A 15,370-nucleotide genomic window follows, 5' to 3' on the forward strand; every position below is an offset into this window, starting at 1 on the left:
GCGAAATATCCATGAAGAAGGCAGAACCTGCTGCTTGCTCCTTCAGGTCCATCCATTTCTAGCAATAGACCGCTTTCTCGGCCAGGGGAACGCTTCGGCATCGTTAGCCGAACCGACCCGGGCTAAGGCCGTAACCACCGAGGACCCGGCGCCCAGAAGGACCTACTGGTGAGTCGGCTACGGCGTCCGCTCGGGGAGCCAGATGCGCATCGAGGTCGGTCCACGATTACCCCAGGCGTGATAGGGCGCCAGCGGTACCTCGATCGCGTCGGTCACCTCAGGATCCGTCGTGGACCCGTAGGGCCAGCCGGAGTCGTCGTGCCGGACGCGCCGAGCCGGCATCGTGGCACCTGTGCGTCCGGCGGGACGCGGCAGGACGCCGGCCTCGACCTCGTAGCCGTCGATGGCGACACCTTCGGGAAGATCGACCGACTCCGAGCACAGCACCAGGGGTCCCCGCTCCACCGCCACGGCGCCGCGCACCGCGTCGATCCGATCGTCCGGATACGTCAGTCTCGGCTCGAGCGGCAGGCACAGCCGGATCGTCCGGCCGGCCACGACATCCGCAATTCTGTGGGTTCCCACAGAAACAGCCTCACCGTCGACCGTCGCCCCGGACGCCCACCCAGGTATCCGTAGGTCCAGCGAGAACGGTCCAGGTGCCTCGGCGACAGTGATCACCACCTCACCGTCGTCGGGATAGTCCGTCTCGACTCTCAGCCGTACCGCCCCTGCCGCAATCGTGGCGGTCAGTTCCGCGTCGGCATAGTGGACGATCTGAACACCGTCGTCCGAACTGGTGGCCAGCAGACCGGCCAGGCTCGTCAAGGTACGTGCCACATTGGTCGGGCAGCAGGACACGTCGAACCAGGGTGCCCGCAACGACGAACTCGCCCTGGGCAACGGCTCGTCCAGGTTCGATTGGGCGGCAGGGGTGCGCCGGTGCAGAGTGTTGGCGTAGAAGAAGGCGTCGCCGGCGGCAGATGGCGAAGTGGCGACGATATTGAACAGCGTCCGCTCGATGATGTCGCCATAGCCGAGCTCTCCGGTGGCCAGCAGCAGCCGCCAGGCCACCATGATCGATCCGATTCCGGCACAGGTCTCGCAATAGGAACGATCGGGCGGCAACTCGAAATCATCGCCGAAAGCCTCGTCCTGGTGGTGCGAGCCCATCCCTCCGGTGAGGTAGGTCCGGCGCGCGAGCGTCGCATCGTATTGCTTCCGCGCGATCGCCAGCAATTCGGCATCGCCCGATTCCACGGCGATATCAACGGCGGCAGCGCACAGGTAGAGGGCCCGCACGCTGTGGCCTCGCAAGACCCGCGATTCGCGGAACGGCTCGTCGTCCTGGTAGTAGGAGCGGCCGAATTCGATGTCCGGCAAGATGCCGTGCCCTCGCCGATCGAGAAAGATCTGGGCCTGTTCGAGATAGCGGGGCTCACCGGTGACCCGCGAAAGCTCGGCCAGAGCCACCTCGATCTCCGGATGCCCGCAGACGTTGTGGCGTCCGTTCTCGCCGAAGGCCGAGAGCACGTGGTCGGCCGCTTTCAGCGCCACCCGCACTATCGTCCCCTCGTGACCGGTGCGCAATCTGGCCACTGCGGCCTGAATGAGATGGCCGTAGCAATACAGTTCGTGACCCCAAGCGAAATCGGAGTAGCGGGCCTGCTGGCCGGGATTTCCGAAACGGGTGTTCAGGTAGCCGTCATCGTGCTGGCAAGCCTCGATGAGCGAACCGAGGCGCTCGATCTCCGCGTCCAGTTCCAGATCGCCGGTGCGGCCGACCTCCCACGCCATTGCCTCGACCAGCTTGTATACGTCGGAATCGGAGAACTCTCGTCCATGCCGATGATCGGCGATGTCGCCGGCTGCGGTATGGACGAAGTTGTCGATCCAGCCAACCCTGGTCTCCCACTTCAACGCATGGGGGATGATCGCCTCGCGGTTGAGCCACTGGCGACGCCCCCAAAAACCACCGGTGATGCGCGCATGGTCGATACCCAGCGGACGCAGTGCTCCTGCACCGGGCACGACCGGGGAGAAGCCGGCCTGAATATGCATTGTGCTCCTTCGCTGCACGTCGGTCAGCCCTTGACCGCGCCGGAGGTGAAGCCCTTGACGTAGTACTTCTGAAGGGCGAGGAAAAGAACCAGCGCCGGCAGGGTCAAGATGACGACACCCGCCGTGGTGCTGCCGTAGTCGATGACCCCCATAGCCTTCTGACGCATATTGACCAGTGCCAGGGGCAGCGGCGCATTGTCCATGGAGACCAGGTACAGCGAGACCATGAAATCGTTCCAGGCCGCCAGATATGCGAAGAGCCCGACGGTGATGAGTGCGGGCAGCACGGTCGGCAACATCACTTTGAAGAACGCACCCAGATCGCTGCAACCATCAATCTTCGCGGCCTCTTCCAGCTCCTTCGGAATGGCGGCGAACGAGTTGCGCATCATGAAGACACCGAACGGCAACTGGAACAGCGTCAGCACGAGACCCACGCCGACCAGCGAATCAGCCAGACCGATCTGCTTCATCCACACGATGAGCGGAATCAACAGCGCCGCCACCGGCACCATCATCACCGACAGCACGAGCACGAAGAGCAGATTCTTGCCGCGGAAATTGAACCGCGCAAAAGCATAGCCACCGGTAGCCGCAGCCAGCATGGTGACGACGACGGCGACCACCGAGACCACAACCGAATGCCACAGATAGGTCGGCAATCCGAGGCTGTAGTCGAACAACGATCGATAGTTGCCGAAGCCGAAGCCTTCGAGTTGGGCGGTGCCAGGGGCTGGCGACACCGAACTGATGACCGCCCACACCAGTGGCGCGAGGAAGGTGATTGCCAGGCAGCTGGTCAAGACGTAGTAGACCGTCTTCGAAGCGGAATTGTGGTTCACTTCTCCTCCTTGCCGGACACGCCCATGGCCCGCAGCTGCACGGCGTTGATCACGATCAGTGCCGCCAGAACCAGCACGGACAGCGCGGCCGCCATGCCCAGGTCCTTCTTCGTCTCGAATGCGTAACGGTAGATGAGCTGCACCACCGTCATCGTCGAGTTGTTCGGTCCGCCCTTGGTGAGCACATAGAACTGGTCGAAGGCGAGCAGCGAGCCGGTGATCGACATGATCAGCGTCATGGCGATGGTGGGTTTGAGCAGCGGGAGGGTCACCTCGGTGAACGTCCGCCACCGGTTGGCGCCGTCGATGCGCGCGGCCTCGTAGACGTCGGTGGGAATCGCCTGCAGGCCGACCATGATCAGCAGCATGTAAAACCCGGAGAAGTGCCAGACAACCAGAAAAACCGTCCCCCACAGCGCACCTGAGGGGGTGCCGAGCAGCGAGGCATTCTGATCCCACAGGCCGAGCGAGGCGAGCACCTTGTTGATGGGGCCGACCTGTGGCGAGTACAGCGCGTAGAACAACAGCGATGCGGACGCGATACCGAGCGCCGACGGCACCAGAATCGCGGTCCGCAGCCAGTTGTTCCACCGGCGTGCCTCCTGCACGAGCAGTGCGAGGCCAAGTGCGACCGGCATGTGGATGATGGTGGTGATCACGGTGTATTTGAGTGTGAACCACACCGAGTCCATCAGCATCGGGTCCTTCAGCACCTTGGCGAAGTTCTCCATGCCGTCGAGCCCGCGGTTGCCGCCCATCAACGTCCACTTCGATACCGACATCACCAGGACGAGGACGATCGGAGCGACGAACAGCACGAGCAGGATCAGGGAGACGGGTGAGGCGAAAGCCCAACCGGTCTTCGCCTCCCGGTAGGCGAAGGTGCGCGGCGTGGCTGTGCTGCCGCCGGGGGCGCGCTCATTTGAATGGTCATAATTCCTCGCTTGCGAAAGCGGATCAGGGATCGGGCCGGGTGTTGCCCGCCGATGGCGAATCGCACCCGGTCCGAGGTCGGGCTAGCCGCCGAGAACCGAGGTGATCGAGTCGTTCGACTCGTCCACCTTCGATCCGTCGCCCCACACCGCATCTTGGATCAGCAACTGCCAGGGTGAGCCCGCCGCGTTGAATGCCTCATTGAACGCGGTCGCGACCGGCGTGCGTCCGTCTTTGATGGTCGCATTGGCGATCAGCGTGCGCGGATCTGCGTCCTGATAGCCGTTCTCGAGCACGGTCAGGTTGGACGCAGTGTCGTTATTGTCGGCGAAGACCTCTTGCTGCGCCTCATCGGACATCAACCAGGCCATGAAATTCCAGGCCTGGTCGACGTTCTCGGAGCTGTTGGAGATACCCAAGGCGTCGCCGCCGAGGAACGTGGACTGGCCGCCGTCGGTGCCGGGGATGCCCGCCACGCCGATATCGAAGTCGGCGGTCTCGAACAGTCCGCTCACCGCGGTGTAGGGATACTGCATGACCCCGACATTGCCGTCCTGGAACGGAGCGGTCCAGGTCGCTCCGGTCTCCTCCTTGGAGCCTGCGCCCAAACCGTTCGGCATCGCAGCCAGATCGTTGTACGCCTGGTAGACCTGTTTGGCGGCGTCCGAGTTCAGGTTGGCCTGGTTGTCCTGGATGACCTCCTCGCCGCTGGCCCACATCATCGGGAACAAGGTGAAGACCAGCGCGCCGCCGGACTGACCGGCGAGGTAACTGCCCGAGACGCCGTCCTTGTTCAGTTCGGCGACCTTGGCAGCCTGCTCCTGAAACTCGGCCACAGTGGTCGGGCCCTCGTCCGGATTCAGTCCGGCTTCTTCGTAGAGGTCCTTGTTCCAGACCATCACCGAGATATCGGTCACGAATGGGAGCGTGTACATCGAACCATCGAGGGTGCCTGCGTCGATGTGGCCCTGTTGCAGATCGTCCTTGTTGGGCAGGGCCTCGATCTGCGACGTGATGTCGGCGAACACCCCTTGCTCGACCCAGTACGGGATACGCACCACATCGCCGGCCAGGATGTCGGGCAACGAGTCGGTCTGGACCGCCGCGCCGACCTTTCCTTCGACGTCGTCGTTGGGCAGGATTTCCAGTTGCACCTGATTCTGATGGGAATTGTTATAGGCCTCGACGGCATTCTTGGCCTGGCGCTCCAAAGGAGCGCGAGTCCACATGGTCAGTGTTGTGCCGTCATCGATACCGACGGCGGACGCGCTGTCGGCCGTTTGGCCGTCGGTACCGCCAGGGGTCTCACTGCCACCGCAGGCAGTCAGCCCGATGCCGATACTCAGCGCGGCGGCACCGGCCAAGAAGGTACGGATTCTCATGAATGGTCCTCTCCACTTCGAGAGTCCCTATGGGACGGGGAGACGGGGGTCATTCCCTGTCCGAAACCTTCGAAAAGGTTTGCGACAATATTGACACGCTGGGTCGGCGTCGTCAACCCCCACTCGTTTTCGTTACCTGAGCGTTGCGAACCCGCCTGACAGCGCCATATCGTGGACGACCGTGTAGAGTCCCGTGAAAGCCTGAGGTTTTCGAGGAAGAGGTAACCATGTCGTCGACGGATGCGATACCTTTTCGATCGTCGCGCCAACCGACGCTGGTTGATGTCGCAAAGCTCGCCAAGGTGTCCATCTCAACCGCTTCGAAGGCGCTCAACGGCCGCAGCGATGTCAGCGCGAAAACCCGCCAACGCGTGGTAGCGGCCGCCGGCGAACTGAGTTTCGTCCCGAACACCCTGGCGAAATCGCTGCTCACCGGCCGCACCGGAACCGTGGGACTGATCACCCACGACCTTGAGGGCCGCTTCTCGATCCCGCTACTGATGGGCGCGGAGGACGCGTTCGGCCTCAACAAGGTCTCGGTCCTGCTGTGTGACGCGCGGGGCGACTCGATCCGAGAGCGCTACCATCTCGGCGTCCTCATGGAGCGGCGCGTGGACGGGCTGATCATCGTGGGAGCACGTCCCGACCCCAGGCCTTCCCTCGGCCACAACATTCCCATGCCGGTCGTCTACGCATATGCGGCCTCCGACGACCCCGAGGATTGCTCCATCGTCTACGACAACACGAGTGCCGGGCGTCTCGCGGCCGATCACCTCATCATGTCCGGACGCCGCCATATCGCGGTCATCGGCGGCGATCGCAGCTATGGCGCCTCGGTCGAACGAGTCAGCGGAGCCGTCGAACGATTACAGGAAGCCGGCCTCGAACCCGCCGGCGGTCGGCCCTACTTCGGGGACTGGTCCGAGGCCTGGGGGCGGGCAGCGATGCACACGGCCATCACTCAGCATCCCGAGACCGACGGGGTCATCTGCGGCAGCGATCAGGTCGCCCGCGGCGCATTGGACACCCTGCATGACATGGACCGTGCGGTCCCCTCATCGGTGGCCGTGGTGGGCCACGACAATTGGGAGATTCTCACCGCAGGGGCACGGCCGATGCTCACCAGCATCGACATGAATCTCGAAGACGTCGGGCGTCTCGCCGCCCAAAGGCTCGCGGAGGCGATGGACGGCAAGCAGTCACATGGTGTCGAATTCGTCGGCCCTCGCCTCGTGGTACGAAACTCCTCGGTCGCCTGAAAACCGCCACCATTTGCCGGTCGTGACTAATGTGACTTCATGGCAGCCGAGAACCCCGTAGCCACGCAGCCATCGCCGGACCGCGCCCCGGGGGTGCGCTTCGATCACCTCACCAAGCGATACCCGAGACCGGGTCAAGAACCGACCGTCGCGGTGGAAGATGTCAACCTGAGCGTCGAGCCCGGCAGCCTCACCGTGCTCGTCGGGTCGTCCGGCTCGGGCAAGACCACATTGCTGCGCAGCGTGAATCGGATGGTCACCCCCACCAGCGGACGCGTCCTCATCGACGGACGCGACACCGCCGAACTCGATCCGGTGAAGCTGCGGCGCACGATCGGCTATGTGATGCAAGAATCGGGCCTGCTCCCCCACCGCCGGGTCATCGACAACATCGCAACCGTTCCCCGTCTCAACGGCGTCAAAAAGGCACCGGCGCAGGCCCATGCCCGCGAGCTCATGCACCTGGTCGGCCTCGATCCGCAACTCGCCGCCCGGTATCCGGCAGAGCTGTCCGGCGGGCAGCAACAGCGCGTCGGGGTTGCCCGGGCGCTCGCCGCGAACCCCAAATTGCTGCTCATGGACGAGCCCTTCGGCGCAGTCGACCCCATCGTCCGCGCCGATCTGCAGCGCGAAATACGCGAGTTGCAGCGCAAACTCGGCATCACTATTCTCTTCGTCACCCACGACATCGCCGAGGCGCTCGCTCTGGGCGACCACATCGTCGTCCTCGCCGAAAAAGGACGCATCGAACAGCAGGGCACCAGCACCGAACTGATCGCCCACCCGGCCAACGACTTCGTCGCCAACTTTCTCGGCGTCGACGCCACCTTGGCCCTGCAGCTTCGAGAGACCGGTGGGGCACAACTGGTCCTCGACCAGCAAGGACGCCCGGTCGGGCGAGTGGCTCAGACCGGCAGGACGACAGATCCCGCGGCACCACGATCCTCCGCAGATCAACCGGACCATGCCAGCAAATACCCGGAGAAGTCCGCTGCCTCCCCACGACGCGCGTCGGCTGACCATCCGGAAACAAATCCGGCCCGACGATCAGATGGTCGTCCATCGTGAACTGGGTGCAGAACAACGGGGCAACGATCTGGCAGGCCTTGTCGAGCCATCTCTTGCTCGCGCTGCCACCGGTCCTGCTCAGCTTCCTGCTGTCGCTGCCGCTGGGCTGGCTGGCCTATCGCCACCCCAGATGGCGATCCCTGCTTGTCACGGGAAGTTCCTTGATCTATGCGATCCCTTCCCTTCCGCTACTCATCGTGTTGCCCGCCCTGATCGGCACCTCGGTCCGCTCATCGGTGAACGTCGTCGTGGCCCTGACGCTGTATGGCATCGCATTGATGGTGCGTTCGACGGCCGACGCCTTGAGCGGGGTCAACCACGACACGATCATCTCCGCGACTGCTCTCGGCTATTCCACGGCCAAGAGGTTCTTCAGAGTAGAACTTCCTTTGGCCGGTCCGGGGCTGCTCGCCGGGATCAGAGTCGTCGCGGTCTCCACCATGGCGTTGGTGACCGCCAGCGCCGTCCTCGGCATCCCGAGCCTGGGCACCTTGTTCACCGACGGATTCCAGCGCGGCATCATGGGTGAGATCGTCACCGGCATCATCGGCACAGCGTTGCTGGCCGTCGCCGTCGACCGCCTACTGGTCTTGCTGGGCCGCCTCGCCCTGCCATGGACGAGGAGCCGCGCATGAACTACCTCACCCAGGCATTCGCGTGGATAGCCGATCCGACGCACCAGAGCGGCACCGACGGCGTTTGGGCCAGGCTCGGCGAGCATCTGCTCTATACGCTGATCGCCACCGGAGCCGCGGCAGCGATCGCGATCCCCCTCGGCTATTGGATCGGACACACCGGACACGGCCGTGGACTGGTCGTCGGCACAACCGGGGCGGCACGAGCTCTCCCCACGCTGGGCGTGCTGACCCTGATCGCCCTGATGTCGGGCGTGGGTGTCGGCGCCCCGCTCGCGGCGCTGGCGGTCCTCGCCCTGCCGTCGATACTCGCCGGCGCCTATGCCGGTATCGATGCGATTCCCGCGACCACGATCGATGCTGCCCGCGCGCAGGGCATGAGCGGCTGGCAGCTGCTCACCAAGGTGGAGATTCCGCTGGGCCTGCCCCAATTGATCGGTGGTCTCCGCTCGGCGACCCTGCAGGTGATCGCGACCGCCACCCTGGTCGCCTACGTCGGCGGCGGCGGGTTGGGCCGCTACCTCTTCCTCGGGCTGAAGACGCAGGACTATCCGCAGATGCTGGCCGCGTCCATTCTTGCTGTGGCTCTTGCGATCATCGGCGAGCTCGGCTTCGCCGGGCTCAGCACAGGGTTGCGCCGACTGCTTCGCCGCTGACCGCAGGCTGCGGCCATCGGTCCGGTGGCCGGATACGCTCCGGTGAGCAGCGCTACTCAGTCCGCTTTGGCCGGCGGCACTCCCTGTTCATCACCGCTCGGCGACAAGCATGCGCTTTGGCATGACGATGGAAGATCCGGCCGGGCGTCCGCCCGGTACCCTGGTCGAGTGAATGAGCACCAGGTTTATGTCGTCGGCAGCATCAATCAGGATCTGCTGATCAGCACCTCGGTTTATCCCAAGCTCGGAGAGACCGTGCACGGCAATGCCGTCGCGCACGATGCCGGCGGCAAGGGCGCCAACCAGGCAGTCGCCGCAGCCCGGCTGGGAGCGTCCACTCGTTTTGTCGGATGCGTTGGGGACGACGAATTCGGCCCGGTGATGGCCAACAATCTCCGCTTCCATGGCGTCGACACCACCCATGTGGACGAAGTGAGCGGGCTGAACACCGGTCTCGCTGTCGTCACCCGCACCGATTCGGGCCAAAACGCCATCATCGTCATCGAAGGAGCAAACGGCGCGGTCGATGAGGAACGGGTCGAAGCGGGGCTCGCCGAGTTGCGGACCGGCGACATCGTCGTCCTACAGCTAGAGATACCGACACCGTCGGTGATCGCCGCGCTGGCGATCGCGCATCGGCGCGGCGCGATGACCATCTTCAACGCTGCGCCCGCCGCCCCGGTCGCCGAGCTACTGCCCGATGTCGATCTTCTCGTCGTGAACGAGTTCGAAGCGATCACCGTTGCGGGCCTGCCCGAGCAGCCCGGCCAGGACTACGCGGCGATCGCCCGGCTGCTTGCCGACCAGTACGCGGTCAATGTGATCATCACGCTCGGCGCCGAGGGTTCCTGGCTGGCCGCCGAGGGCACGGTTTCCAAAATCGATTCCTACCCGGTCACTCCGGTGGATTCGACCGGCGCGGGAGACACCTTCGTCGGAGCATTGGCCTCGCTACTGGCCCAGGGATACGAGCTTGAGCGTGCCGCCGGGTTGGCCAGTGCGGCCGGCGCCCATGCCTGCTTGAAGGTGGGCGCGCAGGCCGGAGCCCCCACCAAAGCGGAACTGGCTGCTGCCTTCGGTATCACGCAGTGACGTGCGCGTTCTCCACTGGTGAACAGGACGCGGCATTTTTCGTGCCCGCATTTTTTGTCACAGGGACGCGTTAGCGTTGCAAGAAGTCAACCAAGGAGGGCCCGATGAAGAAACTCCCCGCATTGTTGAGCGCTGTGTTGCTCGCGCTGACGCTGGCCGCTTGTGGGTCGGACGATCCACTCGATGATTCCGGAGGATCCGCCTCATCAGGTGACGGTCAAACCCTCGTCATCGGATCGCAGCAGTACTACTCGAACGAGATCATCGCAGAGCTCTATGCGCAGGCGCTGGAGGCCGACGGCTACCAGGTTGATCGTCAATACCAGATCGGTCAGCGCGAGGTTTACATGCCCGAGCTTGAATCCGGCTCCATCGATCTTCTTCCCGAATACACCGGAAATCTTCTGCAATACATCGACGAGTCGAAAGCCACCGGCACTTCGGATGAAGTCCTCGCCGCGTTGAGCGATTCGCTGCCCGACGGTCTGCGCGCACTCGACATCGCAGAGGCGACCGATCAGGATTCCTACACGGTGACCCGCGCAACCGCCGACGAGTACGGGCTGGAGTCGATCGCTGACCTGGCCAAACTCCCCCAGCCGGTGACGATCGGCGCGAACTCCGAATTCGAGACCCGCCCCTACGGCATTCCGGGTCTGAAAGAGGTCTACGGGGTGGAGGGCAGCCTGACCCCCATTGAGGACTCCGGTTCCGCGTTGACCGTGAAGGCCCTGACCGACGGCACCGTGCAGGTTGCCGATATCTATTCGTCGAGCCCGGCGATTGCGGCCAATGATCTGGTGGGGTTGAGCGATCCCGAGGCGCTTATCCTGCCGCAGAACGTGGTTCCGATCGCGTCCGATGCTGTGGACGACGACGCTGCGGCGGTGATCAACAAGGTCACGGCCGAACTCAGCTTGGACGATCTGATCGCACTCAATCAGCGAAGTGTGGACGATCAGCTTCCGTCGTCACAGATCGCCTCTGATTGGCTCACCGAGAAAGGACTGATCTGATGCATGCTCTGGACATCCTGCGGGACGGCTTCGGACGCGTCGCGGAGGAATTGCCCACCTCGATCGAGGGGTTGAGCGCCCGGCAATTGCTCTGGCAGCCCGCTCCCGAAGCGAACCACATCGCCTGGCTGGCGTGGCACATCGGGCGCTGCGAGGACGCCCAGATGGCGCCGATCGGTAAGCGTCCGCAGGTTTACTCGCAATCCGGCTGGGAAGAGCGGTTCGCGCTTCCCTATGAACCCGGCGCGATGGGTTATGGGCAGACGGCCGAGCAGGTTCGCGCGTTCTGCCTCGACGATCCGGCGTTGTTGAGCGACTACTATGACGCGGTTCATCAGGCGACGCTGCAGATCCTGGACGGGTTGAGCGATGATGATCTTGACGCCGTTCTTGATGATCCCTTCAAGGTGACGGCGGAGGTGCGTCTGGTCTCGGTCGTCAACGACATCACCCAACACCTCGGCCAGATCGGCTATCTGCGGGGGCTCTTGGAGAACAAGTCATGACCAACCCGAACCTCACCTATATTCAGGCGATCATCGATCGTTCCGGTTCGATGCAGTCCATCCGCAGCGACGCCGAGGGCGGATTCGACGCGTTCATCGCCGAGCAGCGCAAGCTGCCGGGTGAATGCCTGGTCTCGCTGGCCCGGTTCGACGACAAGTACGAGGTCGGCTACCAAGATCTGCCGCTCGCCGAGGTCCCGCCGCTCGAGATCATCCCTCGCGGCACGACCGCAATGCTCGATGCGATCGGACGCACGGTCAATGAGCTCGGCGCCAGGCTCGCAGCGCTTTCCGAAGATCGGCGTCCGGCCACGGTGGTCGTCGCGATCGTTACCGACGGGCTGGAGAACGCCTCCCGCGAGTTCAGCTACCCGGTCGTCCGCCAGATGATCACCACCCAAGAACAGACCTACTCCTGGACGTTCCTCTATCTCGGCGCCGACCAGGATGCCATCGAGCAGGGTGCCAAGATGGGCATCGCCGCCGACTATTCGCTGAGCTACGCCCGCGCCAACAGTTCGGACGCCTATCAGGCCGCATCCGGATCGATCAGCAGGCTTCGCTCGGCAATGGCCAGCGGAGCGGACGGAGCCGCCGCCAAGAAGGCGGCAGCTTTCAGCGATGAGGAACGTAACAAGTCGGGCGGTGCTTAATCCCACGTCAGTGTCACGGAACGGCGCGACGGACCTCCTCCAAGCTGATGTGCTCGCGCTCGGCGATGGCCGCGAGATCTTCGTGCTCGGGTTTGCGGCGCTCGACCCCGTATCCGGCGGCGACCTTGACGTGTACCGGCCCGAACCGTGTTTCGACCGTCTGCTCGGAGCGTTCGAGGGTGTACCGGTGGCAGATATGTTCGCGCACGCCGATGGTCGTTGTGTGCGCGAATATGGTTCTCACTACGACGTCTTTGACCACCGTCGGGCACAGGCAGGTGAGCAGCACACCTGGGCGTCCCTTCTTCATGCTGACGGCGGTGGTGAAAACTTCGACAGCACCGGCAGCGAAGAGCTTCTGCTGGGCGTAGGCGATCGCCTCTCCGGTCATGTCGTCCAGGTTGCAGCTGAGTTCAACGACCTCATCGGTCGAGCCGGTGGTCGTGAGATCGACATCGTCGACATCAGTAACGGTCGCTTCTGCCCGATCGCTGCCGCCGGTACCCAGCCGAATAGCATCACCGGCACCAGGCCCGTCCGTATTGTCGGTGACGGGCTTTGCGTCTGCCGGCCCCTGCTTCCCGGCATCCGGGTCAGCTACTTCCCCCAGCAATGCGCGGACGCAATTCGCGGCCTCGAAATCTTTGGTGCCCATCCCGTAGCCCGCAGCGGTGACGCGCATCGGCGGCATGGTGGCCACGAATTCGTCCACGAAGTGCTTGATCAGCGCGGCCCCCGTGGGAGTGCACAGTTCGCCGCGAATGGTGCCGCCATAAACGGGAATGCCTCGCAGCAGTCGCTCGGTTGCCGGTGCCGGCACCGGGACGATGCCATGCGCGCAACGAACCTTTCCGCTGCCCACATTCAGTGACGAGGCCAGCACCCGACGGGGCTCGAGCCAGCTCATCAGCACGCTGCATCCGACGATGTCGGCGATGGCGTCCAGCTCCCCCACTTCGTGGAAGTGCACCTGGTCGACCGGCATGCCGTGCACCGCAGACTCCGCGTCGGCGAGCAGCGAGTAAACGGCGATCGCGTCGGTGCGGGCCCGGTCGCCGATCGCGAGCGTCGAGATCAGTTCGACGATGTGCGGGTAGCTGGTGTGCGAGTGATGGTGATGGTGCGCGTCGCCCTCGTCCGGAGCCTCTCCCGGGTGGCCATGACGGTGGTGGTGATCATCATGATCATGAGGCCGCTGTTCCGTGGCGTCCATGACGCGGCCGCGCTCAGGCATGTCGGCGGCGGCCACATGGTCGTCCACGTCGAGGCTTTGTTCGTGCTCGCCGTTCACCTGCACATCCACGTGCGTACCGGTGATTCCACACTTCACACTCGGCTCGGCCTCGACCGTAACTCCGCGCAGCCCGAGCCCGTTCATCAACCGCAAGAACTCGTCGCGCCGCTCGGGCATCAGCTCCAGCAGGGCAGCGGTCAGCATGTCGCCGGCCGCACCCATGCCGAGATCCAGATAGAGCGTCTTCACTTCTTCACTCCCAGGTGATTGATCATGCTGGCCAGATAGCCGGCCCCGAATCCATTGTCGATGTTCACGACGCTGACCCCGCTCGCGCACGAATTCAGCATGGTCAGCAAAGCGGCAAGGCCGCCGAAGGAGGCGCCGTAACCGATGCTGGTGGGAACAGCGATCACCGGGCAATCGGCCAGCCCCGCGATCACGCTTGCCAGCGCGCCTTCCATGCCGGCCAGCGCGATGATGACCGACGCCTCCATGATCTCGTCGGTGTGCGCGAGCAGCCGGTGCAAGCCTGCTACACCGACGTCGTAGAGCCGGACGACATCGTTGCCCAGCGCCTCTGCGGTCACCGCGGCCTCCTCGGCGACGGCTTGATCGCTGGTGCCGCCGGTGGCCACCACGATCTTCCCCACACCGTCCGGGATGGGCAGCACGCCGGCGACGGCGATGCGCGCCTCGGGAAAGTATCGAAAGCCGACCTGCTCGCCTGTGCTTTGTTCGAGTTGGAGAGCTGGTTCGAGGTCGAAGCGTGTCACGATCACGGTGTGCTGACCGGCGTCCAACAGTGCCGCCGTGATCTGCTGCACCTGCTCGGAGGTTTTCCCCGCGCCATAAACGATTTCGGGAATGCCCTGCCGAAGGCCACGGTGCAGATCGAGCTTGGCGAATCCGAGGTCTTCGATCGGCGCTTGCCGCAGAGATTGCACCGCGTCGTCGACCGATATCTCGCCATCGGCGACCTGCTGCAGCAATCGAGTGGTCTCCCGTTGATCCACTGCCCCACCCATTCTTCGACTTCTTGGACGCTCGCCGGCCACCTCGAACGATACCCGGGGCCGCGAAAGCACCGGATCAGTTGTCCAGTCCATCGCTCGACGGACTGCCCTCCGTGAGGTGCCCGGGCTCCGCGCCGCGACGACGGTGCCGCTAAGGTCTCTCAGACCTGGGCAGCCCCGATGGACGCACGGCGACCGACTCGACAGTGGCGTCCTCGCTCGCATCCAACGCCAACTTGACGGCGGCTGCGATCGATGACGGCTTCAGGTACTTCTCTGGCTGGTATTCGTGCCCGAGTCGCTCCTGAATCTGCCTTTGCATGTCGGTGTCGACGCGTCCGGGATGAATGGAGGTGACCCGCAGGCGCCCGCGTTCCTCTTCGCGCAATGCGTCGGTGAAGGCCCGCAATGCGAATTTGGACGCCGAGTATGGCCCGTTTCCGGGGTTGGAGGTGAACCCGGAACCTGAGTTGATGGCCACCACGTGACCGCGGGAGGCGCGCAATAACGGCAGCAGCATTCGTGTCAGGTCGGCGACTGCCACGACGTTGAGTTCGAACTGGTGTGCCCATTGCTCGCGCGATGTCTCCTCGACCGTCGATCCTTCGCTGACGCCGGCCGAATGGACGACAGCGTTCAGCCGGTCTAATTGCGCTACTGCGGCCCCAACGGCAGTTGGATCGGTCAGATCCGCAACAAAGGGCGCCGCGTCCGGAAGCGCATCGACGGCCGGCTGAACCGACTCGAGACGGGTACCGCCGACCAGGATCCGCCATTCGCCGGCGAGAGCGTCGGCTATTGCTCGTCCGATGCCCCGGCTCGCGCCTGTGATGAGTACGACTGGTCGTTCGATTGTGCTCATGGATCCATCCTAGGAGAGCCGCCAGCGGAAGGCGGTGCCGGCGACAACGCCATACTCGTCCGGGGCGATGCTCGAGGACGAAACTAGCCATCAAAGTGGCACTGACAAGCGCTCATTTCCGAAGCGAACAGTTGAGGCAGTGCCGTTTTGCATTC

At 64.0% G+C, this 15,370-nt stretch carries 15 protein-coding genes; 8 read left to right on the plus strand and 7 right to left on the minus strand.

What is annotated here, in order from left to right:
• Positions 1–177 precede the first annotated feature (177 nt).
• From QQ658_RS10280 to QQ658_RS10295, 4 genes are all read right to left on the minus strand, one after another.
• Complete coding sequence (locus QQ658_RS10280) at positions 178–2,061, minus strand: glycoside hydrolase family 127 protein (protein ID WP_286024761.1); 1,884 nt, start codon at positions 2,059–2,061, stop codon at positions 178–180.
• Between the two features lie 23 nt (positions 2,062–2,084).
• Entirely contained in the window at positions 2,085–2,903 is an 819-nt protein-coding gene (locus QQ658_RS10285; RefSeq protein WP_286024762.1) for a carbohydrate ABC transporter permease, read from the minus strand.
• Positions 2,900–3,721 (minus strand): carbohydrate ABC transporter permease, encoded by an 822-nt coding sequence (locus QQ658_RS10290; protein WP_286024763.1) that lies wholly within the window; start codon positions 3,719–3,721, stop codon positions 2,900–2,902. Before QQ658_RS10290 ends, QQ658_RS10285 begins: the two co-directional genes overlap by 4 nt.
• Positions 3,722–3,919: 198 nt before the next feature.
• Positions 3,920–5,218, minus strand: a complete 1,299-nt coding sequence (locus tag QQ658_RS10295) for an ABC transporter substrate-binding protein (protein WP_286024764.1) — start codon at positions 5,216–5,218, stop codon at positions 3,920–3,922.
• A gap of 227 nt (positions 5,219–5,445) precedes the next feature.
• On the opposite strand from QQ658_RS10295, the gene QQ658_RS10300 reads away from it, so the two are divergent.
• The 8 genes from QQ658_RS10300 (at position 5,446) to QQ658_RS10335 (ending at position 12,103) form a co-directional block, all read left to right on the plus strand.
• Positions 5,446–6,477 (plus strand): LacI family DNA-binding transcriptional regulator, encoded by a 1,032-nt coding sequence (locus QQ658_RS10300; protein WP_286024765.1) that lies wholly within the window; start codon positions 5,446–5,448, stop codon positions 6,475–6,477.
• A 39-nt stretch (positions 6,478–6,516) separates the two neighbouring features.
• A complete protein-coding gene (locus QQ658_RS10305; RefSeq protein ID WP_353057921.1) occupies positions 6,517–7,545 on the plus strand; it encodes an ABC transporter ATP-binding protein in 1,029 nt (342 codons plus the stop codon).
• On the plus strand, positions 7,542–8,180 hold the full coding sequence (locus QQ658_RS10310) for an ABC transporter permease (protein WP_286024766.1): 639 nt from the start codon (positions 7,542–7,544) through the stop codon (positions 8,178–8,180). The genes QQ658_RS10305 and QQ658_RS10310 overlap by 4 nt, the downstream gene beginning before the upstream one ends.
• Complete coding sequence (locus QQ658_RS10315) at positions 8,177–8,836, plus strand: ABC transporter permease (RefSeq protein WP_286024767.1); 660 nt, start codon at positions 8,177–8,179, stop codon at positions 8,834–8,836. The genes QQ658_RS10310 and QQ658_RS10315 overlap by 4 nt, the downstream gene beginning before the upstream one ends.
• Positions 8,837–9,004: 168 nt before the next feature.
• A complete protein-coding gene (locus QQ658_RS10320) occupies positions 9,005–9,928 on the plus strand; it encodes a ribokinase (RefSeq protein WP_286024768.1) in 924 nt (307 codons plus the stop codon).
• A 104-nt stretch (positions 9,929–10,032) separates the two neighbouring features.
• On the plus strand, positions 10,033–10,944 hold the full coding sequence (locus QQ658_RS10325; protein ID WP_286024769.1) for an ABC transporter substrate-binding protein: 912 nt from the start codon (positions 10,033–10,035) through the stop codon (positions 10,942–10,944).
• Positions 10,944–11,450 carry a mycothiol transferase gene (locus QQ658_RS10330; protein ID WP_286024770.1) on the plus strand — a complete coding sequence of 169 codons (507 nt, stop codon included), beginning with the start codon at positions 10,944–10,946 and terminating at the stop codon, positions 11,448–11,450. The genes QQ658_RS10325 and QQ658_RS10330 overlap by 1 nt, the downstream gene beginning before the upstream one ends.
• Positions 11,447–12,103: a vWA domain-containing protein gene (locus QQ658_RS10335; protein WP_286024771.1), complete on the plus strand. Its 657-nt coding sequence runs from the start codon at positions 11,447–11,449 to the stop codon at positions 12,101–12,103. Before QQ658_RS10330 ends, QQ658_RS10335 begins: the two co-directional genes overlap by 4 nt.
• 13 nt (positions 12,104–12,116) lie before the next feature.
• On the opposite strand, the gene larC is transcribed toward QQ658_RS10335, so the two are convergent.
• From larC to QQ658_RS10350, 3 genes are all read right to left on the minus strand, one after another.
• Positions 12,117–13,586, minus strand: coding sequence for a nickel pincer cofactor biosynthesis protein LarC (gene larC, locus QQ658_RS10340; RefSeq protein ID WP_286024772.1), 1,470 nt, complete (start codon positions 13,584–13,586; stop codon positions 12,117–12,119).
• The gene (larB, locus tag QQ658_RS10345) at positions 13,583–14,365 is read right to left on the minus strand and encodes a nickel pincer cofactor biosynthesis protein LarB (RefSeq protein ID WP_286024773.1); all 783 of its coding nucleotides are present in this window, start codon (positions 14,363–14,365) and stop codon (positions 13,583–13,585) included. The genes larC and larB overlap by 4 nt, the downstream gene beginning before the upstream one ends.
• Positions 14,366–14,504: 139 nt before the next feature.
• Complete coding sequence (locus QQ658_RS10350) at positions 14,505–15,215, minus strand: SDR family oxidoreductase (RefSeq protein ID WP_286024774.1); 711 nt, start codon at positions 15,213–15,215, stop codon at positions 14,505–14,507.
• Between the last annotated feature and the right edge of the window lie 155 nt (positions 15,216–15,370).

Origin of the sequence: Propionimicrobium sp. PCR01-08-3, assembly GCF_030286045.1 — a bacterium.
Taxonomy (GTDB): domain Bacteria; phylum Actinomycetota; class Actinomycetes; order Propionibacteriales; family Propionibacteriaceae; genus Brooklawnia.